The organism is Staphylococcus sp. MB377, from assembly GCF_001922505.1.
GTDB classification, from domain to species: domain Bacteria; phylum Bacillota; class Bacilli; order Staphylococcales; family Staphylococcaceae; genus Staphylococcus; species Staphylococcus haemolyticus.
The window spans coordinates 336,886-363,125 of sequence record NZ_MAON01000011.1 but is presented as its reverse complement, the minus strand read 5'-3'; the positions used below and the strand labels follow the sequence as shown (position 1 = coordinate 363,125).

General features: G+C 33.7%; 18 protein-coding genes, 2 tRNA genes and 2 pseudogenes. 13 read left to right on the top strand and 9 right to left on the bottom strand.

Annotation, left to right across the window (positions count from 1 at the left end; translation table 11 throughout):
* Window positions 1–30 precede the first annotated feature (30 nt).
* The 13 genes from BB045_RS03775 to rlmH all read left to right on the top strand — a co-directional run bounded on the left by BB045_RS03775 (window position 31) and on the right by rlmH (window position 14,741).
* Window positions 31–957 (top strand): YybS family protein, encoded by a 927-nt coding sequence (locus BB045_RS03775; RefSeq protein WP_256268657.1) that lies wholly within the window; start codon window positions 31–33, stop codon window positions 955–957.
* Window positions 958–984: 27 nt separating this feature from the next.
* Window positions 985–2,952 (top strand): DHH family phosphoesterase, encoded by a 1,968-nt coding sequence (locus tag BB045_RS03770; protein WP_070581792.1) that lies wholly within the window; start codon window positions 985–987, stop codon window positions 2,950–2,952.
* Window positions 2,949–3,395 (top strand): 50S ribosomal protein L9, encoded by a 447-nt coding sequence (gene rplI / locus BB045_RS03765; protein ID WP_053036259.1) that lies wholly within the window; start codon window positions 2,949–2,951, stop codon window positions 3,393–3,395. The genes BB045_RS03770 and rplI overlap by 4 nt, the downstream gene beginning before the upstream one ends.
* Window positions 3,396–3,591: 196 nt before the next feature.
* On the top strand, window positions 3,592–4,992 hold the full coding sequence (dnaB, locus tag BB045_RS03760; protein ID WP_070581794.1) for a replicative DNA helicase: 1,401 nt from the start codon (window positions 3,592–3,594) through the stop codon (window positions 4,990–4,992).
* A 278-nt stretch (window positions 4,993–5,270) separates the two neighbouring features.
* Window positions 5,271–6,554, top strand: a complete 1,284-nt coding sequence (locus BB045_RS03755; protein ID WP_048667871.1) for an adenylosuccinate synthase — start codon at window positions 5,271–5,273, stop codon at window positions 6,552–6,554.
* Between the two features lie 491 nt (window positions 6,555–7,045).
* A tRNA-Glu gene (locus BB045_RS03750) sits at window positions 7,046–7,120 on the top strand.
* Window positions 7,121–7,127: 7 nt separating this feature from the next.
* A tRNA-Asp gene (locus BB045_RS03745) sits at window positions 7,128–7,200 on the top strand.
* Window positions 7,201–7,722: 522 nt separating this feature from the next.
* The gene (gene yycF / locus BB045_RS03740; protein WP_011274375.1) at window positions 7,723–8,424 is read left to right on the top strand and encodes a response regulator YycF; all 702 of its coding nucleotides are present in this window, start codon (window positions 7,723–7,725) and stop codon (window positions 8,422–8,424) included.
* Window positions 8,425–8,436: 12 nt separating this feature from the next.
* Complete coding sequence (gene walK / locus BB045_RS03735; protein ID WP_037552504.1) at window positions 8,437–10,263, top strand: cell wall metabolism sensor histidine kinase WalK; 1,827 nt, start codon at window positions 8,437–8,439, stop codon at window positions 10,261–10,263.
* Window positions 10,253–11,584, top strand: a complete 1,332-nt coding sequence (locus BB045_RS03730; protein ID WP_053036258.1) for a YycH family regulatory protein — start codon at window positions 10,253–10,255, stop codon at window positions 11,582–11,584. Before walK ends, BB045_RS03730 begins: the two co-directional genes overlap by 11 nt.
* Window positions 11,585–12,376, top strand: coding sequence for a two-component system regulatory protein YycI (locus tag BB045_RS03725; RefSeq protein ID WP_075140480.1), 792 nt, complete (start codon window positions 11,585–11,587; stop codon window positions 12,374–12,376). It begins immediately after the preceding gene.
* A 680-nt stretch (window positions 12,377–13,056) separates the two neighbouring features.
* A complete protein-coding gene (locus BB045_RS03720; protein ID WP_070581800.1) occupies window positions 13,057–13,857 on the top strand; it encodes an MBL fold metallo-hydrolase in 801 nt (266 codons plus the stop codon).
* A gap of 404 nt (window positions 13,858–14,261) precedes the next feature.
* Complete coding sequence (gene rlmH, locus BB045_RS03715) at window positions 14,262–14,741, top strand: 23S rRNA (pseudouridine(1915)-N(3))-methyltransferase RlmH (RefSeq protein ID WP_037552500.1); 480 nt, start codon at window positions 14,262–14,264, stop codon at window positions 14,739–14,741.
* Window positions 14,742–15,118: 377 nt separating this feature from the next.
* Here rlmH and BB045_RS03710 read toward each other — a convergent pair whose 3' ends face one another.
* The 9 genes and pseudogenes from BB045_RS03710 to BB045_RS03670 form a co-directional block, all read right to left on the bottom strand.
* Window positions 15,119–18,148, bottom strand: a complete 3,030-nt coding sequence (locus BB045_RS03710) for a DEAD/DEAH box helicase family protein (protein WP_070581806.1) — start codon at window positions 18,146–18,148, stop codon at window positions 15,119–15,121.
* Between the two features lie 12 nt (window positions 18,149–18,160).
* A complete protein-coding gene (locus BB045_RS03705) occupies window positions 18,161–19,465 on the bottom strand; it encodes a restriction endonuclease subunit S (protein ID WP_070581808.1) in 1,305 nt (434 codons plus the stop codon).
* Window positions 19,458–21,245, bottom strand: a complete 1,788-nt coding sequence (locus BB045_RS03700) for a type I restriction-modification system subunit M (RefSeq protein WP_070581810.1) — start codon at window positions 21,243–21,245, stop codon at window positions 19,458–19,460. Before BB045_RS03700 ends, BB045_RS03705 begins: the two co-directional genes overlap by 8 nt.
* A 193-nt stretch (window positions 21,246–21,438) precedes the next feature.
* Complete coding sequence (locus BB045_RS03695; RefSeq protein ID WP_070581811.1) at window positions 21,439–21,660, bottom strand: hypothetical protein; 222 nt, start codon at window positions 21,658–21,660, stop codon at window positions 21,439–21,441.
* A gap of 14 nt (window positions 21,661–21,674) precedes the next feature.
* The gene (locus BB045_RS03690) at window positions 21,675–22,184 is read right to left on the bottom strand and encodes a DUF1643 domain-containing protein (RefSeq protein ID WP_070837706.1); all 510 of its coding nucleotides are present in this window, start codon (window positions 22,182–22,184) and stop codon (window positions 21,675–21,677) included.
* Window positions 22,185–22,199: 15 nt separating this feature from the next.
* Window positions 22,200–22,506 (bottom strand): annotated as a pseudogene (locus BB045_RS03685) (DUF960 family protein).
* Window positions 22,507–22,592: 86 nt separating this feature from the next.
* Window positions 22,593–22,943 (bottom strand): SAUGI family uracil-DNA glycosylase inhibitor, encoded by a 351-nt coding sequence (locus BB045_RS03680; protein WP_049426587.1) that lies wholly within the window; start codon window positions 22,941–22,943, stop codon window positions 22,593–22,595.
* Between the two features lie 533 nt (window positions 22,944–23,476).
* Window positions 23,477–25,015, bottom strand: coding sequence for a sodium/proline symporter PutP (gene putP / locus BB045_RS03675; RefSeq protein ID WP_070581815.1), 1,539 nt, complete (start codon window positions 25,013–25,015; stop codon window positions 23,477–23,479).
* A 759-nt stretch (window positions 25,016–25,774) separates the two neighbouring features.
* Window positions 25,775–26,170: pseudogene (locus tag BB045_RS03670) on the bottom strand (transposase); the annotation flags it as partial.
* Between the last annotated feature and the right edge of the window lie 70 nt (window positions 26,171–26,240).

The window sequence follows — 26,240 nt, the reverse complement described above, 5'->3', positions numbered from 1 at the left end:
GGTTAAAATAGAAGTTATAGTCAAAATAGTATAGGAGTGGCGAATTTGTTTTCAAAAGTACATCCTAAAGCGACAATTATAGGAACAATTGCACTTGTTATGGTTGCTTTAGTTACGTATGTATTACCAGTACTTGGATTAATTCTATGTTTATTCGCTACAATTCCAGGTATTATTTTATGGAATAAGTCTATTCCATCATTTGGAATTGGAGCTTTGATCACAGTTATTCTTACCACATTGTTGGGTAATACATTTGTATTAAGTGCCATGATTTTAGTTTTAATACTTAGCTTTATTATTGGCCAATTATTAAAAGAACGTGTCTCTAAAGAACGCATCTTATTTATAGCTACAACATATTTAAGTATATTTACTTTAGTCGCATTTATGTTATTACAAACGTTTAAAAAGATACCTAGCGCTACGACATTAATTAAGCCTTTTAAAGATACAATGCATAATGCTGTTGTAACATCAGGTGTTGAAGCAGATTATAAAACAATCTTAGAAGAAGGCTTCCGTCAAATGGCAGTTCAACTTCCAAGTTTTATTATCATTACGGTCTTTATTTTAGTCTTAATTAACTTAATTATTACATTTCCAATTCTTCGTAAATTTAAAGTAGCTACACCAATTTTTAAACCTTTATTTGCTTGGCAGCTTAACCGTTCATTACTATGGGTATATATGGTTGTTTTACTTTGTGTAATGTTCGCTACTGAACCAAGTACTTTCCAAAGTATCGTGTTAAATTTCGAAGTTGTGTTATCATTACTGATGTATATCCAAGGATTGAGTGTAATTCATTTCTTTGGTAAAGCAAAACGTATGCCAAACGCTGTAACGATATTGCTGATGGTTGTGGGGACAATTATTACACCAGCAACACATATCATTGCATTACTTGGCGTACTTGATTTAGGAATTAATTTAAAACGAATGATTAAAAAATGACTTTAAAAAGTGAATAGAGGTGGAATAATGAACCGTCAATCCACTAAGAAGGCTCTACTGATACCATTTATTTTAATGGTACTCACTTCGATTGCACTTGTAGTTGTATGGTTTATCTTTAAACCATTAGTCGCTATAATTGCAGCAGCTATTTTAGTCGTGATGATTATTATTAGCATCGTGTTAGTCAGACAAGCCTTATTGAAAATGGATAATTATGTGGATAACTTAAGTGGTCACATCTCGGCTGGAAGCAACAGAGCTATTAAACGATTACCTATTGGTATGGTCGTGCTTGATGCTGATGACCATATTGAATGGATTAACCAGTACATGTCTGAACACTTAGAAACGAATGTCATCTCAGAACCAGTCAATGAAGTTTTTCCGAATATTTTAAAGCAGCTTGAAAAGGTACAAGAAGTTGAAATCGAACATGGTCAATATCATTACCACGTTCGTCATTCAGAGGAAGAAAGTTGTTTATATTTCTTCGATATTACAGATGAAGTACAAACTAATGAGTTATATGAAGAATCAAAACCAATCATCGCAACGTTATTCTTAGATAACTACGATGAAATTACGCAAAATATGAACGATACGCAACGTTCTGAAATCAACTCAATGGTAACACGAGTGATTAGTCGTTGGGCATCAGAATACAATATTTACTTTAAACGATATAATTCTGACCAGTTCGTAGCGTATTTAAATCAAAAAATATTAGCCGAAATCGAAGAATCTAACTTTGAAATCCTTAGCCAATTACGTGAAAAGAGTGTCGGTTATCGTGCTCAACTAACACTAAGTATCGGTGTCGGAGAAGGTACAGAGAACTTAATCGATCTTGGTGAATTATCACAATCTGGTCTAGATTTAGCATTAGGTCGTGGTGGTGACCAAGTAGCTATCAAGAATATGAACGGAAACGTGCGATTCTATGGCGGTAAGACTGACCCGATGGAAAAACGTACACGTGTAAGAGCGCGTGTTATTTCTCACGCATTAAAGGATATCTTAACTGAAGGCGATAAAGTTATCATTATGGGACATAAACGTCCTGACTTAGATGCTATAGGTGCGGCAATTGGGGTTTCAAGATTCGCATTAATGAATAATTTAGAGGCCTATGTTGTCTTAAACGAGGAAGATATTGATCCAACGTTACGCCGAGTGATGGATGAAATCGATAAGAAACCTGAGTTGAAAGAACGATTTGTTACATCAGATGAAGCATGGGATATGATGACATCTAAATCTACAATTGTCGTTGTGGATACGCATAAACCAGAAATGGTATTAGATGAGAACATTCTAAATAAAGCTAATCGTAAAGTCGTGATTGACCATCATAGACGAGGAGAAAGCTTTATTTCTAACCCATTATTAGTATATATGGAACCTTATGCAAGTTCGACTGCAGAACTTGTAACAGAATTATTAGAATATCAACCAACTGAACAACGTTTAACACGTTTAGAATCTACTGTTATGTATGCAGGTATCATTGTTGATACACGTAACTTCACATTGCGTACAGGTTCTAGAACGTTTGACGCGGCAAGCTATTTACGTGCCCATGGTGCAGATACGATATTAACGCAACACTTCTTAAAAGATGACGTCGATACGTATATTAATCGTTCAGAACTTATTCGAACGGTTGAAGTTCAAGATAATGGCATTGCAATTGCACATGGTTCTAACGAAAAAATTTATCATCCTGTTACAGTTGCACAAGCTGCGGATGAGTTGTTAAGTTTAGAAGGTATAGAAGCTTCTTATGTAGTAGCTAAACGTGAAGATAACTTAATCGGTATATCAGCACGTTCATTAGGCTCTATTAATGTTCAATTAACGATGGAAGCCTTAGGTGGCGGTGGTCACTTAACTAACGCTGCAACACAATTGAAAGGATTATCAATTGAAGAAGCGATTGAACAATTACAACAAGCAATTACAGAACAAATGAGTAGGAGTGAAGACGCATGAAAGTAATTTTCACACAAGATGTTAAAGGTAAAGGTAAAAAAGGCGAAATTAAAGATGTACCAGTAGGGTATGCAAATAACTTTTTAATTAAAAATAATTATGCTGTTGAAGCAACTCCAGGTAATTTGAAACAATTGGAACAACAAAATAAACGTGCTGAAGCGGATAGACAAAAAGAAATTGATGACGCTAAAGCCTTAAAATCAAAATTAGAAGAAATTGAAGTTGAAGTGAGTGCTAAAACTGGTGAAGGAGGCAAATTGTTTGGTTCTGTAAGTACTAAACAAATTGCTGAAGCACTTAAAACACAACATGATATTAAAGTTGATAAACGTAAAATGGATTTACCTCAAGGTATCCATGCATTAGGTTATACAAATGTACCTGTTAAATTAGACAAAGAAGTTGAAGGTACAATCCGTGTTCACACTGTAGAGAAGTAAGAAGCGGGTAAAGTAGTTCTTTGATTATAATCATTAGAACTACTTACTTAAGTGCTAAAGCACTTAAGTTCATTAAAAATTGTGTATTTGAGCGTCATTCAACTACGCTACGTGAACTAATGACTAAAAATTTTCAAATAACAATGTTGCACTATGATTTGTGAAAATTAAGATGGATTTAGAGGTGTAATGATTAATGGATAATATGTATGAGCAAAAGCAAATGCCACATAATAATGAAGCTGAACAATCTGTCTTAGGTGCAATTATTTTAGATCCACAATTGATTAATTCGACTCAGGAAGTGCTCCTTCCTGAGTCCTTTTATAGAGGTGCCCACCAACACATCTTCAGAGCAATGATGAACTTAAATGAAGATGGTGATGAAATTGATGTCGTAACGTTAATGGATCAATTAACGAAAGAAGGTACATTAAGCGAGGCTGGTGGTCCTCAGTATTTAGCGGAACTCTCAAATAATGTACCTACGACACGTAACATTCAGTATTATACTAATATCGTCGCAAACCATGCATTAAAACGCAGATTAATTCAAACTGCGGATAGTATTGCCAACGATGGTTATGATAATGAACTTGAATTAGATGCGATATTAAGTGATGCCGAGCGACGTATTCTTGAATTATCCTCTAATCGTCAAAGTGATGGATTTAAGGATATTAGAGATGTATTAGGACAAGTTTATGAAACAGCTGAAGAGCTCGACCAAAATAGTGGTCAAACTCCGGGTATTCCTACGGGTTATCGTGATTTAGACCAAATGACAGCTGGATTTAACAGAAATGACTTAATTATCTTAGCTGCTCGTCCTTCAGTAGGTAAGACTGCCTTCGCTCTTAACATTGCTCAAAAGGTAGCGACACATGAAGGTAATTATACTGTCGGCATTTTCTCACTTGAGATGGGGGCAGACCAATTAGCAACACGAATGATTTGTAGTTCAGGTAATGTGGATTCCAATCGACTACGTACAGGTACGATGACAGAAGAAGACTGGAATCGATTTACAATAGCAGTCGGTAAATTATCACGTACCAAGATCTTCATTGATGATACACCTGGTATTCGAATTACAGACTTACGTTCTAAATGCCGTCGTTTAAAACAAGAACATGGTTTAGACATGATTGTGATTGACTATTTACAGTTAATTCAAGGTAGTGGTTCACGTGCTTCTGATAACAGACAGCAAGAAGTATCTGAAATTTCACGTACTTTAAAAGCGATTGCTCGTGAATTAGAATGTCCAGTTATTGCACTAAGTCAGTTATCTCGTGGCGTGGAACAACGTCAAGATAAACGACCAATGATGAGTGATATTCGTGAATCAGGTTCTATCGAGCAAGATGCGGATATCGTTGCCTTCTTATATCGTGATGATTATTATAATCGCGGTGAAGGCGAAGATGACGGTGACGGTGGAAATTTCGAACCACAATCGAATGATGAAAATGGTGAAATTGAAATCATTATCGCTAAACAACGTAATGGTCCGACTGGTACTGTGAAGTTACACTTCATGAAACAATATAATAAATTTACAGACATTGATTATGCACATGCAGAAATGTCATAAAAAATATTTTTCCGTACATTAAATTAATAATATAATTTAATGTACGGTTTTTACTTTGTTTTGATGATAGAATCTGAGCGTAAGTATGTGTAATGATTTTTTGGTAAATGAGTTTAAATCATTGTATTATCAAGGTTTTAACAGTTTTGTTAAATAAATTGACGTTAGAGTGTAGAACTATTATACGCTAAAATTAATGTTCGATTTTTATTTGCATTATGAGGTTCGTATTGATAGAATACTTAATGGTTAATTGAGAAAACTTTGGAGGTGCTCACATGTCATCAATCGTAGTTGTTGGGACACAATGGGGAGACGAAGGTAAAGGTAAAATTACAGATTTCTTAGCGGAACAAGCAGATGTTATTGCACGTTTTTCAGGAGGTAATAACGCAGGTCATACGATTCAATTTGGTGGAGAAACTTATAAATTACATTTAGTGCCATCAGGTATATTTTATAAAGATAAACTTGCAGTTATAGGTAACGGTGTAGTTGTAGATCCAGTTGCATTATTAAAAGAATTAGACGGTTTAAATGAACGTGGTGTATCTACTTCAAACTTACGTATTTCTAACCGTGCGCAAGTCATTCTTCCATATCACTTAGCACAAGATGAATATGAAGAACGTCGTCGTGGTGATAATAAAATCGGTACTACTAAGAAAGGTATCGGACCAGCTTATGTGGATAAAGCGCAACGTATTGGTATCCGTATGGCTGACTTATTAGAAAAAGAAACATTTGAAAGACGTTTAAAAGAAAACATTGAAGTTAAAAATGCATACTTCAAAGGCATGTTTAATGAAACTTGCCCACGTTTCGATGAAATCTTTGATGAATACTATGCTGCAGGTCAACGTTTGAAAGAGTTTGTTACAGATACTTCTAAAATCTTAGATGATGCATTTGTAGCTGAAGAAAAAGTTTTATTTGAAGGTGCACAAGGTGTTATGTTAGATATTGACCATGGTACATATCCTTTTGTAACTTCAAGTAACCCTGTTGCAGGTAATGTAACAGTTGGTACAGGTGTAGGCCCAACTTTCGTATCTAAAGTGATTGGTGTATGTAAAGCATATACATCTCGTGTAGGCGATGGTCCATTCCCTACAGAATTATTTGATGAAGATGGACATCATATTAGAGAAGTTGGTCGTGAATACGGTACAACAACAGGACGTCCACGTCGTGTAGGTTGGTTTGACTCAGTTGTATTACGTCACTCTCGTCGTGTTAGTGGTATTACAGACTTATCTATTAACTCTATCGACGTACTTACAGGTCTTGATACAGTGAAGATTTGTACTGCTTACGAATTAGATGGAGAAGAAATTACAGAATATCCTGCTAACTTAGATCAATTACGTCGTTGTAAACCAATTTTTGAAGAGTTACCAGGATGGGAAGAAGATATCACTGGTTGCCGTACATTAGAAGAATTACCAGATAATGCACGTAAATACTTAGAACGCATCTCTGAATTATGTAATGTACGTATTTCAATCTTCTCAGTAGGTCCAGACCGTGACCAAACAAACCTATTAGAACAATTGTGGTAAAAAAGATGCGCAAGTGAGCGTTTAGGTTTTGAGCAGAATCGAAAAGTGAGCAAAACTGTTTCTCAGGTTTTGTCGAACTTTGAGTATTTCTGCCGAAAAACCTGCTCACTGTAACCCGTCTATCATTCCAACAATATTAATAATTAGTGAGGCTGGGACAAAATAAAATGTCTCAGCCTACTTTATCATTTTGTCAGTAGCTGACTGATTTGAAAAATGCCCTTGAATCAAGCTTTTTTCAAACCTAGTCATCCTTGACGAGGTAACAACGAAATAAACTTTGAGAAAATTTTATTTCTGTCGCACCCCCGTTTTTTATAAAAATATAAGTGTAAAAAATCGATAAATATAGCATTTGTAACCTTAAAACCATTGTTATTACAACGTTTATCCAAAAAATTAAGGAATTATAAAAAAATATTAAAATTATGTAAAAAATGTCTTGTCTTCAAAATAAAGCCTGTGCTATAATCTATCTTGTGCTTAAGAACGGCTCCTTGGTCAAGCGGTTAAGACACCGCCCTTTCACGGCGGTAACACGGGTTCGAGTCCCGTAGGAGTCACCATTTTTTAGGTCTCGTAGTGTAGCGGTTAACACGCCTGCCTGTCACGCAGGAGATCGCGGGTTCGATTCCCGTCGAGACCGTATTGCTTATCCAAAAGGATAGGCATTTTTTTATGCCTTCATTTTACTTACTCATGTAAATCCACATTTTAAACTTTTTAGATATCCTTTTCAAAAAATCAAAAAATATACTAAAAGCTTAATATCGTAATACATTATTTAGCATTACAAAAGTATGACGTCGCAACAGAATCTTAATATTATTCTTATGTTTAAAATTGAAAGCTTGCTACTAAACCATTGAGTCGTATCATCATTCTGTAATAATGGGTTAAATGGGCGTCACTACGACTTTTGTCCCGTATTCAAAGGGTTCAACTTATTTGTAATATTAAATTAGAGTGGTAAACTTTAAACGAATATTATTCTATAATTTTAAATATGAAAATAGAATTACATGAATATTAATGGTAAATTATATAGTAGATTAATATGCGCTATAAACTTATTAAAAACGCATCAAATCACAGTTTAATCTTTACTAATTCATAAGAACGAATAATAAAATATAGAACTACAATTTGAGAAATGAGGTTTATAGATATGGCAAGAAAAGTTGTTGTTGTAGATGACGAAAAGCCAATTGCGGACATCTTAGAATTTAATTTGAAAAAAGAAGGATATGATGTTTACTGTGCCTATGATGGTAATGATGCAGTAGATTTAATCTACGAGGAAGAACCAGACATCGTATTATTAGATATCATGTTACCTGGTCGTGACGGTATGGAAGTGTGCCGTGAAGTACGTAAGAAATTCGAAATGCCGATTATTATGTTAACAGCGAAAGACTCTGAAATCGATAAAGTATTAGGTCTTGAACTTGGTGCGGATGATTATGTTACGAAACCGTTCAGCACACGTGAATTAATCGCACGTGTGAAAGCGAACTTACGTCGCCATTATTCACAACCAGCTCAAGAAGTAAGTGGTACGACAAATGAAATTACAATTAAAGATATTGTCATTTACCCAGATGCTTACTCGATTAAAAAGCGTGGGGAAGATATTGAATTAACACACAGAGAATTTGAACTCTTCCACTACCTTTCTAAACATATGGGTCAAGTCATGACACGTGAACATTTACTACAAACAGTATGGGGTTATGATTACTTCGGTGACGTGCGTACAGTAGACGTAACGATTCGTCGTTTACGTGAGAAGATTGAAGATGATCCTTCACACCCTGAATATATTGTGACACGTAGAGGCGTTGGATACTTTCTCCAACAACATGATTAGGGGCTTGCGACTATGAAGTGGCTGAAACAGTTACAATCCCTTCACACCAAGCTTGTTATTGTTTATGTGTTATTGATTATTATTGGAATGCAGATCATCGGTCTGTATTTCACTAATAGTTTAGAAAAAGAACTGACAAATAACTTCATGAAGAATATTAAACAGTATGCGACACAGCTTGAAGTTAACATTGAGCGGATATACAGAGATGATCCCTCTAACGCTCAAAAAGAAGTTCAAAGTTTATTAAATGAGTATGCCAACCGTCAAGAAATTGAAGAAATTCGTTTTATTGATAAAGATCAAATTATCATGGCTACAGCGAAGATATCATCACATAATATGATTAATCAAAAGGTTAACGATAACTCCGTTCAAAAAGCCTTATCGCTAGGTGAATCAAATAGTCACAATGTTTTAAAAGACTATGGTAGCGGTAAAGAGCGAATTTGGATTTACAACTTACCCGTAAAGAATGGCAACGAGACGATTGGTAATATTTACATAGAATCGAATATTAATGATGTATATAATCAGTTGAATAATATTAACCAAATATTCATTATCGGTACTGCGATTTCCCTCTTCATTACCGTTATACTTGGTTTCTTTATCGCGAGGACGATTACAAGGCCGATTACTGACATGCGTAATCAGACGGTAGAGATGTCTAAAGGTAATTATACGCAACGCGTTAAGATATATGGTAATGACGAAATCGGTGAATTAGCTTTAGCCTTCAACAACTTGTCTAAGCGAGTTCAAGAGGCACAAGCGAATACTGAGAGTGAGAAACGTCGTTTAGACTCAGTTATCACGCATATGAGTGACGGTATTATCGCAACAGACCGACGTGGTCGAGTGCGTATCGTCAATGATATGGCGATAAAAATGTTAGGTATGTCTAAGGAAGACTTAATCGGTTATTACATGCTAAGTGTATTGCATTTAGAAGACGAATTCTCATTGGATGAAATTCAAGAGAATAACGATAGCTTCTTATTAGATATGAATGAAGATGAAGGCATCATCGCACGTGTGAATTTCAGTACGATTGTTCAAGAAACTGGATTTGTGACAGGTTACATCGCCGTATTACATGACGTTACAGAACAACAACAAGTTGAACGTGAACGTCGTGAATTCGTTGCGAACGTATCTCACGAATTACGTACGCCTTTAACATCAATGAACAGTTACATAGAGGCACTTGAAGAAGGTGCTTGGAAAGATGATAATTTAGCACCATCTTTCTTATCGGTAACACGTGAAGAGACAGAGCGAATGATTCGTCTTGTTAATGATTTACTACAGTTATCGAAAATGGATAACGAATCTGAACAAATTACGAAGGAAATTGTCGACTTCAACATGTTCATTAATAAGATTATTAATCGTCATGAAATGGCCGCGAAAGACACGACGTTTGTACGTGAAATTCCTTCTGAAACCATCTTTACTGAAATTGATCCAGATAAGATGACACAAGTGTTTGATAACGTTATTACTAACGCGATGAAATATTCTCGTGGTGAAAAACGCGTCGAGTTCCACGTGAAACAAAACGCTTTATACAATCGTATGACGATTCGTATTAAAGACAATGGTATAGGTATCCCAATTAACAAAGTGGATAAAATCTTTGATCGTTTCTATCGTGTAGATAAAGCACGTACACGTAAAATGGGTGGTACAGGTTTAGGACTTGCCATTTCGAAAGAGATTGTAGAAGCGCATAATGGAAGAATTTGGGCGAATAGCGTTGAAGGACAAGGCACATCGATATTTATTACACTTCCATGTGAAGTTATAGACGACGGTGATTGGGATGAAGAGTAAAGAGCATATTAAATCCATTATTCTTTTCCTATTAGTTATGATGAGTGTTGTGCTTACGTTTATGGTGTGGAATTTTTCACCAGATTTAAATAATATTGATAGCACAGATAGTAAAAAGAGCAATACTAAGACGATTGGTAAGCCCATGTCTGCCAATATTGAGAATGTGATATCTCCGTACCAAATTGTAGAAGTTAAAGGCGATAAGGTTAAAGGGCTGGCACCATCTCGTGCTCAATTGTCTCAAATAACAGGTACATTGAAGAATCATGAAGTCAGTAAAGTGGAACATATTCATCGAGATTATAATTTAAATATTCCCATGTTAAATGACCACTTTACTGTGCTAGATTTTACTTATGATATGCCGCTAACGACATATTTAGGTCAAGTATTGAATTCATCAGCGAAGGTACCTAAAAACTTCAAATTTAATCGTATTATCGTAAGTCAAAATCCTAAAGAGAATTTAGAGTTGTATGCGATTAGTGAAGATCGTCATGAAGTAATGAAAGTAACATTGACTACGAAAGCTAATCATTTTATTAAAGTGATGGATCATTTGAATAAAGAAATGCAGAAATATTCAGAGGTAATCACAAATAAAGATACGATTGATAAATCAACGCATATATTTGCGCCAAATCGTCCGAAAGACATGCGTTCTTACCGTATGGTTTATGATACGATTCCAGTCGAAACGATGAATGCTATTCTATTTGACGACTCAGTGATTATTCGAAGCGGTAAGAGTGGTTCGACAACGTACAATAATAACACTGGCGTAGCGAACTATAATGATGAAAGTAAGAAATATCATTATAAAAATCTATCTGAAAATGAATCTAGCTCAAGTGATATGGATTCAACGATTCCAAGTACATTTGAATATATAAATGGACATGGTGGATTCTTCAATGATGACTTTCGTCTTTTCAATACAGATAATTCATCGGGTGAATTAACGTACCAACTTTTCCTCAATGGGCACCCAACATTCAATGATCAGCAATTAAATGATATAGAGGTTACTTGGGGAGATAAAGGCATTTATGACTACAAACGTGCGCTATTGCGTTCTAGTGTACCTTTAGAAGGTAAAACGAAGTCACTTGATAGTGTTGAAAGTGTTCGTTCTTCACTCGCAAATAATCATACGATTGATTTTGAAAAGGTAACGAATATGGTCATTGGTTATAAAGAAGATGATCAACCTGATAAAGATGATATAGAAGTGCAACGTAATAGTGAGTTTGTGCCAACATGGTATGTTCAATATGACGGCGATTGGTACGCTTATGAGGATGGGAGGCTTGAATAAATGAATTGGAAACGAACGAAGACATTGTTTATTTTCGTGTTTATTCTAGTTAATATCCTACTCGTATTGATTTACGTGAATAAGGTGACGAAGTCTCAAATTAACGAATCTGAAAGTGATAATGAGGTTAAATTCCAGCAAGAAGAAATTAAAATTTCGAAGGATATTTTAAATAAAGATGTAAGTGGGACGAAGATGCAGATGATTACTGCTAAGTCTAAAGACTTCGAAAGTTATGCGAAGGGTAAGTCGTCATTAGAAGCGGAAGATTCTGGTAATACGTTAACTGGTGAGATTGATAGTACAGTTAATGTGAGTGATAGTAATTTAAGTGATTTAAAAGATTACATCATGAGTAATGTTTACAATGGTAAGATGTATCAACTTGGTGATGTTACATCTGATACTGTGACATATGAACAGGCTTATGAAGGTTATCCGTTGATGAACAATAATAAAGCGCGTCTACGCTTTAATATCAATGATGGTAAAGCGACAAGTTATGAACAATCGTTAATGAATAATATTGAACCTGCGAAGAGTGATAATAATCCTAAGAAGCAAGTGATTACACCACGTAAAGCAGTAGAAACGTTATACTTTAATCGTTACTTGAAATCAGGCGATGAAGTGATGGACGCAAGACTGGGATATTACTCGGTTGTGAGAGAAACGAATGTGCAATTATTGCAGGCGAACTGGGAAATTAAAGTGAAGCATAAAGGTAAAGAAGACGTGAAAACTTATTATGTTGAAGCAACATCATCAAATCCAAAAGTGATTGATAATTAGGGAGCAGGGTTGTAAAGAAATTCTTAGATGAATATTTACTCATTCTGTTGTGATGCTTGCCTAGGGGGCTGGGTCGAGCCTCGGTCTCGACACTCATCCTACTCCCTCAGGCGTCACACAACGTCATTCGTAGTTTATTTTTAGAATTTCTTACATAAGTGCTAATGCACTTATGTACATTAATAATCAACATAAGAGTCGCGCAACGTCATTCGTTATCACTCATCAGTGCTACTTACTTAAATGTATAAACTCTTAAATCTACAAATAACATGTTATTTATAGTGTTGGGCAACATCGCTACGTAATAATCTTCAGACTTCTTCAATAAAATTTAATACACTGTTTCAATAATTAATAAATAAATAAGCTTCTCCTTTCTCTTCTCTTATTTAAGAGAAGGAGTGGTTTAGAGTGTGGGAAGTATAATAAGTGTGTGAGTCTATTAGTGTCTCATGCACTTATTTTATTTATCTATGTTAGTGTTGTACATAAACATGGAATTGGAACTTTAATTTTTGTATTGGTATAGTATAATATAAAGGTATTTTATAGGACTGGATTGTTTCGAATGATGTAGATTGTTCGAAACTTCATTTTTTTAATTATAGAGTGCAAAATATAAGGAATTAGACTGAAGGCACTCTAAAATATAGAGTAAGTTGTCGGAAGTAGAAAGGATGAGTCGCTTGATACGAATGAGTGTATTGGCGAGTGGTAGTACGGGGAATGCCACTTATGTTGAAAGTGATAATGGCAGTCTATTAGTAGATGTTGGACTCACTGGCAAGAAAATGGAAGATTTATTTAGCCAAATTGATAGAAATATAAAAGATTTAAATGGCATTCTAGTTACTCATGAACATAGTGATCATATTAAAGGATTAGGTGTGCTTGCGCGTAAATATGGTTTGCCGATTTATGCGAATGAGAACACTTGGAAAGCAATTGAGAAGAAAGATAGTAAAATTCCAATGGATCAAAAATTTATATTCAATCCTTATGAAACAAAATCTATTGCAGGTTTTGATATTGAATCATTTAATGTATCTCATGATGCAATTGATCCACAGTTTTATATTTTCCACAATAACTATAAGAAATTTACGATGATTACAGATACAGGCTATGTGTCAGATAGAATGAAAGGTATGATTCAAGGCAGTGATGCTTTTATGTTTGAGAGTAATCATGATGTGGATATGTTACGCATGTGTCGTTATCCTTGGAAGACGAAGCAACGTATTTTAAGCGATATGGGACATGTGTCTAATGAAGATGCAGGATTAGCGATGACTGATGTCATTACAGGTAATACGAAGCGCATTTATCTTTCACATTTATCACAAGATAACAACATGAAAGAATTAGCACGTATGAGCGTTAGTCAGGTGCTAAATGAACACGATATAGATACTGAAAAAGAAGTGCTATTATGTGATACAGATAAAGCACAAGCTACACCGATATATACATTGTAATTATTTAGACGAACGACCTACTTACAAAATTAGTATTTGTGAGTAGGTTGTTTTTTAATTTATTGAGTTAATTATCTAATAATTTGGACTATACATGATTATTCAAAAGGAACCTTATAATAACAAGATTTAGCCTAAATCTGTGAATAAATATTTAAGACTTATTTAAAGTTATCCCCAAAATTCAATGAAGTTATCCACTTTTGTGTATAATACACACAGAAATACTCACATTATTCACAGACTTATCCACATATATACAAGGATAGTCACATAAAATGGGGATATTTTTTAAAAATATAGCTTAATTCGTATACATTACTGTTATAATTAGAGGGAATTCTGTTAACAAGTTGATAACTTGTGGATAAGTGGGATAACTATTAATATCTATGGAGGATTTTATGAAGATAACAATCTTAGCTGTGGGTAAATTAAAAGAAAAATATTGGAAACAAGCTATATCAGAATATGAAAAAAGACTAGGTGCTTATTCCAAAATTGAAATTATTGAAGTACCCGATGAAAAAGCACCTGAAAACATGAGCGATAAAGAAATTGAACAAGTGAAAGAAAAAGAAGGACAACGACTACTAGCTAAAATCAAACCTCAAGCAACAGTCATCACTTTAGAAATTCAAGGAAAAATGTTGTCCTCAGAAGGATTGGCTGAGGAAATGCAACGACGCATGACACAAGGACAAAGTGATTTCGTCTTTGTCATTGGCGGATCAAATGGATTGCATGAAGACGTCTTAAAACGCAGCAACTACGCACTTTCATTCAGTAAAATGACATTTCCACATCAAATGATGCGCGTCGTCTTAATCGAACAAGTATATAGAGCATTTAAGATCATGCGAGGCGAAGCATATCATAAGTGATGCGGTTTTTTCTTGAAAAATTTAATCAGATATTAAAATCCTTTAATTTATTTGAAAATCAGAAGTGAGTAACAATGGCAAGTGAAATAGTTAGTGAAATAATTGGAGTTATAGGAATTTATTGAGACGTATGAAGATACGAGGCATTTATTGAGTAGATTATAATTAGAGTATGTAGGTGATTTGCTTCTCCATGCAAGTAAATATGACCTTTTAAAAATCCTATAAGAATTTAGAAATTTTAGAATAACTAAATATTAAAAAACATATCGTATGAAAGTGAACTTGGGATGAGAGACTATAGCTAAATTAAAAATTTAGCAAAAACTAACTTAAAGACTGTGAACAATCTTTAAGTTAGTTTAAAAATAATTAATTTAAGCAAAATTATCTGCTTTTTGTGATCGTAGCCATCTGTAATAATCTTTTGCTAGTAGTTGATAAACAGTGTCATAAAAATCACTATTATTGCCAAACATTTTAGAGTATGCAGCTTCTCCTTGATTATATTGATCAATCAAGAAGTCTAGGAATTGTTGTTGGAATAAACTATTCGCAAACATTTCTTCGCTGTTGTTTTGAGCCATGTTTACAAGTTTCGCATCTGTATTGTTTATCAATGTTTCTCGCATATTTTCAACGAGTACTCTATCGCCTTGAGTAAAATCATCTGGGAAACGTTCATTGATTTTGTGTATAATTTCATTTAAAGAATCGTACTCTTCTTCAGGTCCAACAGTTGCACTCACTTCTGAAGGGTGAGCCAATTGCCCACTTTCCATATCTTCATTGACGAGTTCTATATTTCCTCTGAAATCTTCTTGTAATTTATAGTATTCTAACTTTACTTTGTCTCCTATATCGATATAGTTGCGTTGTTTTTTAGGAATGAATTTTAATAAAAAACCAGTAAAAATACTTTCTTCTAGTAATTCTTTGTCAAAAGTACGATCAATTTGAGAGATATAATTATACCATTTGTTGAAGTTTCTTAGTGTAACTCTGAAATCGTATTGAACATCTTCTGGAAGATCATTGTATCTACTAATAACGGGACGTAACACGCTACTCAATCGACCAAGTAATTGATCATTTTGTTTTTGTTTTGCTTGATGATTTAATTTCATGACTGTTTGAATGTCATCATCATTGTATATATGGAATTTACGAAGTTTACTCTGTGTATCATAAATTAAATTAATATTAATTTCTTCTTTTAGAGAAGTTGCTTCGTAAAAAGGTTGGAATGCTTCATATATTTCTTCTTCTGTATTTACAAAATCAAGAACAAAAGTATCTGTTTTTCCAGGCATAGTACGATTGAGGCGAGATAATGTTTGGACTGCCTTTACTCCGCGTAATCTTTTATCGACAAACATTGTATGAAGTAAAGGTTCGTCAAATCCCGTTTGGTATTTTTCTGCCACAATTAATAAATTAAAATCTTTACTATGAAATGCTTCTTTCAGTTGATTTTCTTGGATACGTTCTCCAGAATGCGTTAAGTTCATTTTTGGCTCTGTATATTCAATTCCATCATCTTCTACTGTACCTGAAAAAGCGATTAACACATCCATATCTGTGTATCCTTTTTCTTTGATGTATTTTTTAAATTCTTGCATATACCGTACGGCGTGGAGTCGAGAAGCTGTTACAATCATTGCCTTTCCTCTACCTTGAATTGCTTTTTGTGTCACTGATCTAAATTGTTCAATCATAATCTCGGCCTTTTGTCTAAGTACCCAAGGATGAAGAGATTGATATTTAGCGATAGCTCGAACTGCTTCTGTCTTTGGCAATTCCGGGTCTTCTTCAATCGACTTTGCAATTTTATAGGAAGTACTATATGTCATGTAATTTTGTAAAACGTTTAGAATAAATCCTTCTTCTATGGCTTGTCTCATGCTATAAATATGGAATGGATGATAGGAACCATCTCCTTGTTTTGTTCCAAACATTTCAATGGTTTTTTCTTTTGGTGTAGCTGTAAAAGCAAAAAAACTTAAATTATCATGTTGACCTTGAGATAGTAGTGTTTGAACAATTTGATCTTGGTCATCTAGCGATTGATCTTCAACGTTTTCTTCAAATTCTTGGTATTCCTTTAAAGAAGCTTCTTTGTCTGCTAACGCATGTTTTAATTTTTGTGCACTGTTTCCTGTTTGAGAAGAATGCGCTTCATCGACCAAAATCGCAAAACTTCTACCTGCTGTATCATCTAGTTCATCATAAATTACTGGGAACTTCTGTAATGTAGTAATAATAATTTTCTTTTGGTCATTTATAGCTGTTTTTAAATCTTGAGAAGTTTTATTATCTCCAATAGTTTCGACTTGCCCAGTGGTATGCTCGAAACTCATTAATGTATTTTGAAGTTGGCGATCTAAAACAGTACGGTCTGTAACAATAATGACCGATGAATAGATCGGTTGATTCTCATCATTATGCAAGGAAGCGAGATGGTATGCCAACCAAGCAATACTATTAGACTTACCCGAACCAGCAGAATGTTGGATGAGATAATTCTTTCCTGGACCATGATGCTGAGTATCTGATATTAATTTTTTCACAACATCCAGTTGGTGATAACGCGGGAAAATCAGTAGTTTCTTCTTCTCTTCTAAATTCATAAACCGCTCAATAATGTCCAATAACTGATGACTTGTGAGTACACTTTCCCATAAGTAAGAAGTCGGACATCCATCAGGATTTGGTGGGTTTCCTGCACCTCCAACATGACCAGGTCCGTTAGATCCCTGATCAAAGGGTAGAAAGTAAGTTTTATTTTTTGCTAGTTTTGTTGTCATCAACACATTAAAATGATCTACTGCGAAATATACTAGAAAACGAGTGTTAAATTGAAAAATCAATTCTCGTGGGTCTCTATCTTGTTCAAACTGTAATCTCGCATGTTCTACATTTTGACCTGTGTATTGGTTCTTAAGTTCTAACGCAACAAGAGGGATCCCATTAATCATTAACACCATATCAATAGTGTTTCTATGCTGGTTACTATACTGAAATTGACGCACACATTGGCAACGATTGGATTTATATTTTTTAATATTTTCTGTGTTCAAAGATGATGCAGGTTGGAAGTAAACAACTTTAAAAGAGATTCCTCGATCTCTGATTCCTTTGCGGAGGACATGTAATATTCCGTGTGTTGTGATTTCTTCATTTAAGCGTTTTAGAAACTTCTGTTCTGCTTCTGTACGGTAGACAGAAATATATCGTTTCCAGTTTTTAGGTTGAGTTTCTTTTACAAATTCTAATAATACTACTGAGTCAAGTGCGAGATTTGCGTCGTAATGAGTATCTTGAAACCGTACAGACTCCCATCCTCCGTATTGAACTAGACTTGCTTCTATATCTTGTTCAAAGTTAATTTCTCTATTTGCAATCACCGATATTCCTCCTCACACTTCTTTTTTGCCAGTGACATATTCGTAAATTAATGATTTCTTATAATTCTCTAACTCTTCAATGACTTTTGTTTTATCTTTGATGAGGTTATCAATTGTAGAAACTTTATCGTCTAAATATTCAACGATTTGTTGTTGTTCTTCTGCTGGTGGTTCAAATAGAATCAAAGATTTTAATATTCTTTGTGTAATGCTATAAACTTTAATTCCCTCTACTTTTTTCTGGATTTGAGAGCGGAACAGTAGAGACTCAAATAAATAAGAGAAATAAAAATAATTTATAAATTTTTTTGATTTTAAGATTATAGTATGAGATCCTGCAAAACACATTTCTTCATTAAGATAACATGTGAAATTACCTGAACCTTCAATATCTTCTGAAGTATCAGCAAATATAAAATCGCCTTGATTAATAAGTGAATTTTTATATTCAAGGTAGTGAGAGTCTACTTTTTGTACGACATCATATCGTAAATCAAAATGAAAACCGTATTTTGAATGAATTTCACCATAATTGATTACGGGAATACCTGTATCTATTAAATTTTTTTTAGTAATGTTTAAACCTCCATATAATTCAAAAAGATATTTAATTTTATTTATTTTCCAATGCTTAGGTACATTTACCATTGGTTCAATACCACTATCTTTCATTTCGACAGTTGAGTCGAGACCTTTTGTAACTGCTTCGGTGATTAGTGATTGTTTATATTTTTTAAGTTCTTCGATAGAGTGATAAGTTTGTGTAATTATATTATTAATATTAATAATGGCTTTATCTAAAAAATCTACTATTTTTAACTGCTCTTTATATTCAGGAAGAGGTAACCTAATATTATTCAATTTATTAAGAGGTATTCTCATACGATGTTCTAAGATACCATTACCGATCCCCTTTAAACTGTTCTGGAATTCTCTAGTTTGAAATAACATATTATAGAAATAAATATTAATATTTTTATTTTTAGGATAAAATACATAATAAACAGGACTAACTGCTCCGGTATATTTTGAGATGTTAACGGATCCAATTATAACGTTCATACTATTCATGACAATATCTTCAGGAAAAGCTAAATTATATTTAGTAATATCTTCCTTCGAACGGTTACCAACGTCTCCTTTTTCGCTATAAGGTATTACTCCTCTATCTTTAGTCAAAGATAAAATAGTATCAGTTACTTTAGGTTTGTTTTTTAGATTTCTATTTTGTAATATATTTTTAAATCTATGAATTTTCCAATTTCTGGGAACTTTCCCAACCCATTTAATCCCGCTGTCTTTAATCTCTCTATTCATCTGTATCTACTTCCTTTCCAGATAATACTTGGAAGTTTTTAACGATAGATTCTTCGAGTTGTTTAATGCGTTCTGAAATTATTTCAGAAGGTTCTGGTGGTGTGTATTTGTAAAACAATCTGGTAAATGGAATTTCATACCCAATTTTATCTTTTTTATGATCCATCCATGCGTCTGGACTGAACGGTAATATTTCACGTTGAAAATATTCATTAATATCTTCTGTTAACGGAATATCTTCTGTATCTCTAAGGCTCGTGTCTGCACCCATGTTTCCATTCTTCTTATAAACGATATCTCCCTTTTCGTTTCGTTCAGGTCGTTCAATCGTTACTCGAGTAAATCCGAATGTGTCATTCTCAAATATTTTTGATTCCACTATTCTATCGTCAAGATGGTATTCTTTATTATCGAATTCTCCATAAGCTTGCACAATCATTTCTCGACATGCTTCGGAAATATCTACTCGTTTTTCACCAATATTCTTATGGCGCTTTTCATACATATTAGACGCGTCAACGAGTTGTACTTTTCCTTGACGTTCTAGTGATTTATCTTTAGTAATAATCCAAATATATGTCGCAATTCCTGTATTGTAGAATAAATCGTTGGGGAGTTGAATGATACCTTCTAACCAGTCATTCTCAATTACGTACTGACGAATTAAACTCTCACCTGCACCTGGATTTCCAGAAAATAAAGCAGATCCATTATGAATGATTGCCATACGCCCTGTTTCCTTTAACTTTGATAAGCCATTGAGTTGGAACAGCAACTGTCCGTCACTAACTCGAGGCAATCCAACGCCAAAACGACCAAGTTCACCGAGTTCGTGCTCTGCTCTTACTGCTTTTTGGTCCTTTTTCCAATCGACACCAAATGGTGGGTTGGAAATACAGTAATCAAACGTAAATCCTTCAAACTGATCGTTCGTTAATGTACTTCCAAGCGCCATGTTTTCAGGATCTCCACCACGAATCATTGTATCTGCTTTCGCAATCGCATAAGTTTCGGGATTTAGCTCTTGACCAAATGTGGCTACCTCTGCAGTATCATTCATATCTTGAATACGTTCTGTCATTGCTGAGAGCATTTGAGAAGTTCCCATTGTTTGGTCGTAAACAGTTTTGAATACATGTTCTTTAAAAAAAGTATCTCTATCTTCGATAAGCAATAAATCTGTCATGAGATAAATGATATCTCGGCTTGTGAAGTGTGCTCCTGCTTCTTCGTTATAGCTTTCCGAAAATTTTCTTACAAGCTCTTCAAACACGTATCCCATATCTGTGCTTGTCATCTTGTCCGGACCTAAATATGCATCTGCTTTGTTAAATTCTTGAATCACATAAAATAGCACATCATTATCTGCCATTGTCGTAATTTCAACGTCAAACTTAAAGTTATCGAGAATATCTTGCATGTTTTCAGAGAAACCGTTGAGATAAGCTCTAAAGTTTGATTCAATATTTGCTGGGTCTGCGAGTAATGTTTCAAAAGTATATAAGCTTGTATTATAAAATGAATACCCTGAAGCGTTCTTCAAAAGACGTTCTCGCATTAGGTTACTTATTGATGGAGTATTTTCAGCGGTCTTAAGAACCTCGTCTCGCGTTTTTAGTAATGTATCATGAAGACGCTTAATGACCGTCATTGGTAGTATGACCTTCCCATACTCATGGGGTTTATATAACCCCCTTAAAATGTCTGCAACGTTCCAAATAAGGTTTGCTTGTTTTTGAACATTAATCGATGTTTGTTGATGTCTTTTAAATTCGTTCATTATGTATATCTCCTTTAGTAGATAAAAAAGTTAAAATTCTCTACTTCTATATTATCAGAGATAGAAATAATTTTTTTAAATAGTTTTTTAATAACTCTATTATGTTAATTGAAAATAGAAAAAAATAGTAATAAGAGCATCCCTCACCGTAAAAGTGAAGGATGCTCTATTTTTATTGTAAGTAGTATAATTTTCATTTTGATAGATAATGGTTAATAATTATCTGTAAATCATTATTAAGTACCGTTGTAATACAATCATCATTCATAAAATCATTATAGATTTTATCAAGAATTTCTTCATCTTCAATCGCTGTGAAATGATGTACTAATCCTTTTACGATCGATATATAATTTTGCGATTCTAAACAATTAGCAACTGTTCGCCAGTCTGAGTGTGTAGTGTTATGGTTCATAGATAATCCTCCTTTTATTTCAATGTCCATTTTTGACGTGCTTTAGGATTGAGTGGATGTATAATTTCATTTGTTGCTGGATTAATGAGTTTTTTGACTTTCTTTTTATGAGGTTTTAACATTTCCATCACTTGTTCAACACGTTCGATAACAACTGGTCGCTTCGCATAAGCTCCATAAGCTAGAATCACTGTGTCACTTTCACTTATTGCTTTCATTAAGTGTATATTCGTGTGCTCATCGTATGGTTCTTTATCTTTGAGATGCTTTATACTCATAGGTGTTTTAATATTAGAGAAAAGATTAACGAGATAAACAGCGCCATATTGCTCAGAATTAGCTAATTGGTTAAGAATAAGAACAGTAGTAAGATCGAGTGATAATACACCATCTAAATGAGGGTACATCGTTATCACTGTACAAGCAGGTTTCTTTTCATCCCATGTTTTCTTGAGTAAATAGCGGTGCTTTTTATCCTTGCTAAATATGGCTTCTGTGTATATCGTACTTTTTATTGTATTCATATATCGTCACTTCCTTTAGTATTCTTCTGGTAAAAGCATCACATAATAAAAAGCGTCTACGCCATCTTCACGAATGACGTAGACTTTCTTAGGTAATGCATTTTGATTTTTTACATAGTTTGTATAGTGATATTCCAATTTGTATGCGGGTTGCTCTTGTTCATGTGTGATTGAGAGTATATTCTCATCTTCTTGCAGTTTAAAAATGTGTATCTGTTTGAAGTTGGTTATTCTGTTCTTTTAACATGTTTCAAAGTAAGATTTGAAGGTCTAGAGATAGGTGTTCACTAATCCCTCTTGTGATGTATCGATTGATTTTCATACTATTTTCCTCCATTTTGCTTTTCTTTCATGATGTCAATCACTTCGTTAATGACTGTAACAGATATTTGTGCCACTTTGATCCAATTATTCATGGTCATTCCCTCCCTCTTTTAGTAGATGACGTTCATCAATAATCGTATTTTTAGTATCTGTGAGGTACAGAAAGTCCATATCAAAATGATCCAGATAACCAATACTGATGAGTTGGTTGTTGGCGTACATTAGAAATGGATAGATACTTAGTTCATGTAGCTCATCGTTATAGTAGGTATAAGTTTCAAGTGTAAGATGTGCAAGTGGGGTATGGTCTACAAAACGAGTAGGGAGTATATTTTCTGCTGCTTCTTCAAGTGCTTCACATTCCCATGTTTCATTGTTAGATAGTTGGAATAGACGAGTTATATATTGTTTGAGTTCTTGAGTGGTTGTTTTCATATCATTGCCTCCTAGATAGTGTGATAATGATGTAATTCATATACATCATTGGAATAATATATATTTGATTTGTCATTTATTACGGATCCCGCTGACAATATGATAAAATTCCAATCAAAAACCCGTGATAAACGTTGGTGTAACAAGGAAATCCCGGAATCCCACTCATTTTGACGAACAATCAACTCATTATTTATAAGTATTGATGATAGGGTTGTGTCTCTGCTTCCTTATATATATTATTTATTTATAAATAATAACGGGATTTTGGGATTGTGCTTGCACAATCCTTCTGCTTCATCGAGTAAGCAAATCCCATTCATTTCCCGGTAAAAAATCATTGTGGGATGTTCTTTAGCAATTTCAATATAAGCATCGTGTAGTTATGAAAAAATTACGACAATGACTGTTTCATTAGATAAGTGTTATTGAAATTGATAAAGACTATATACTTCAATAAAATGAAATTTGTAAATAAAAAAATAAGAGATAGAACTAAGATTTCTTGTTCTACCTCTTTAAGTGATAAAGTGTTATTTTTCTTTTACAAGTTTTTTAACTTCTTCTAATTCTTTTTCAACATCTCTGTTTGGTTTTTTAGTTATAAGACTTACGATATAAGTCACAATTAAACTTGTTAAAAATCCAGGAATAATTTCATATAAATTAAAGAAGTCATTATATTCTCCCAATGGTTTCACAAAAACAATCCAAATAATGACGACAACTGATCCTGATATCATACCAGAAATAGCTCCTGTACGACTCAATCCCTTCCAATAGAGAGATAATAATACCAGTGGACCAAATGCAGCGCCAAATCCAGCCCATGCATTACCAACAAGATTAAGTATAGTATCATTCGGAGTCCATGCGATTATAATAGATATAATTGCTATAATAAGAACAGATAATCGACCTACTAATAAAAACTCTTTTTTATGTTTTTTTGCAGCTTCTTCGCCTCTAATTAATTTATAGAAATCCTCAGTAAGTGAACTAGAAGTAACAAGTAGTTGTGAGGAGATTGTGCTCATAATAGCTGCTAAAATTGCTGCAAGAAGGAAACCACCAACCAATGGATGGAATAAAATTTGGCCCATTAAAATAAAAAGTGTTTCTGGATCATTTAATTTAACTCCTCTATCTTGAACAAAAGCAATACCTATCAATCCTACGCATACAGCACCAATTAAACTAATAGCCATCCAACTAATACCAAATCTTCTGGCAGTTTTTAATTGACTAACCGATTTGATTGACATGAATCGCACTATAATATGCGGTTGACCAAAGTAACCTAACCCCCAAGCAAAGAAAGAAATAATGCCTACAATAGTGGTACCTTTAAATAAATCTAAATTAGTTGGTTTTAAATCTGCTGCTTGAGAAAATGCATCAACGCCACCTAATTGCATCATTGCGACAATTGGCACCATAATCATAGCAATTAGCATAACTACACCTTGAAAGAAGTCAGTTAATGATACAGCTAAATAACCTCCAAAGAATGTATAAGCAATAACAATCACCGAAACTAGAATAAGACCAGTATGATAATCTAGACCAAAAGCACTATTAAATAATTTACCACCTGAAACCATACCTGAGTGAGTATATAGTGTAAAGAATACGACAATAATACCGCCAGAGATAATTTTAATAATATTAGAATTATCATTAAGACGATGTGTAAAGTAGTTAGGTAATGTGATTGAATCATTCGCTTTTTCAGTGTACACACGAAGTCTTGGTGCTACAAGTATGTAGTTAACATAAGCTCCGATAGTTAATCCAATAGCTAACCATGCTGCTGATAAACCTGTAGTATAAACTTCTCCAGGTAATCCCATAATCATCCAACCACTCATATCAGAAGCGCCGGCTGATAATGCTGTGACGTAAGGCCCTATATTTCTCCCTCCAAGCATATATTCACTCAAATCCCCAGTTGCTTGTTTATAACCATAGTACCCAATAATAAGTAAAATAAAGAAATAAGCTGCAAGCATAACATAAGTTTGCCAATCAGGATTTACTTGACTTGACAATGATGTAGCAAGAATAAACATAATTAATAACTCCTTTATTATGTAATTATTTTAGTTACATACAGTAATTATACAAAAAATAAAAATTATTTAAAGAGTAATTTTATCTTTTGTATGTTTATTAAACCTTTTTAACTATAATTTCTGTGTATTTATAGCGATAAAAATAGTTTTAATATTAATTGCTAGTATATAATATTCATTAATTTTGTATATCATAATAATAAAAATAAACTTATTATATTTGAGTAACATATAAATCGATATATTTGATTTGTCATTTATTACGGATCCCGTTGACAATATGATAAAATTCCAATCAAAAACCCGTGATAAATGTTGGTGTAACAAGGAAATCCTGTTATCCCGCTCATTTCTCAGGAAATATAGCTATATATTTATATATGATTTGGATTTGTAAATGTCAGTACGATTTACTTTTTCTTTTTATATTATTTATAAATAATAATGGGATTTCGGTATTACGCTTGCGTAATCCTTCTGTCACTTGAAGTTATCCAATCCCATTGCTATCTCGTTCATATTTATTTTGGGATGTTCTTTCGTCATACAATATAAGGTTCACATTGAGTTGTGACTTGTTAGTATGTTGAAAAGGTTCGTTAGATGAGTGTTATTGAATGACGAAAGGACAGTACATAGATATTAGATTTGAAAGTAGAGTGTTTGAGGCAAAAACAAAGACGAAGTGCTGAGGAGCACTTCGTCTAGATTATTAGGCTCTACGTCAAATCGGACTGATGAGTCCAAATATTGAGATTAAGCAACCTTAGGCTGTTTAATCTCTTTTTTTGTTGTTGAGGCAAATAGTCGCGAAGTTATAATAATTCGATTACGCAAATTATCATAATTTCTATAACCAAAAGATACCCTTTTAATGAGTTTGATTTTATTATTAATTCCTTCTAACGGACCGTTGGTCAGGTTAGAATATGTCATAGTATTTTCGATGAAAGCTGCTAATCGTCTTAAAGTTCTAATGACTGGGTGTAATTTAGGACACACATCTGAAAGATGAATAGAAAAGAGTTTATGATTAAATTTCTCTATTTGATTTTCTTTTAATAATCTTCTTAGCTCATGAACGTAGTGATATGTATTAAATAATTCTACATCTACACCTAATAAGTAATTTATTATAGAGCCTTTTTTACTATCTTTTACATTGATATAAAGTACTATAATTACACGAGATCAATTATTTTAATTTATAATGGTTACTTTA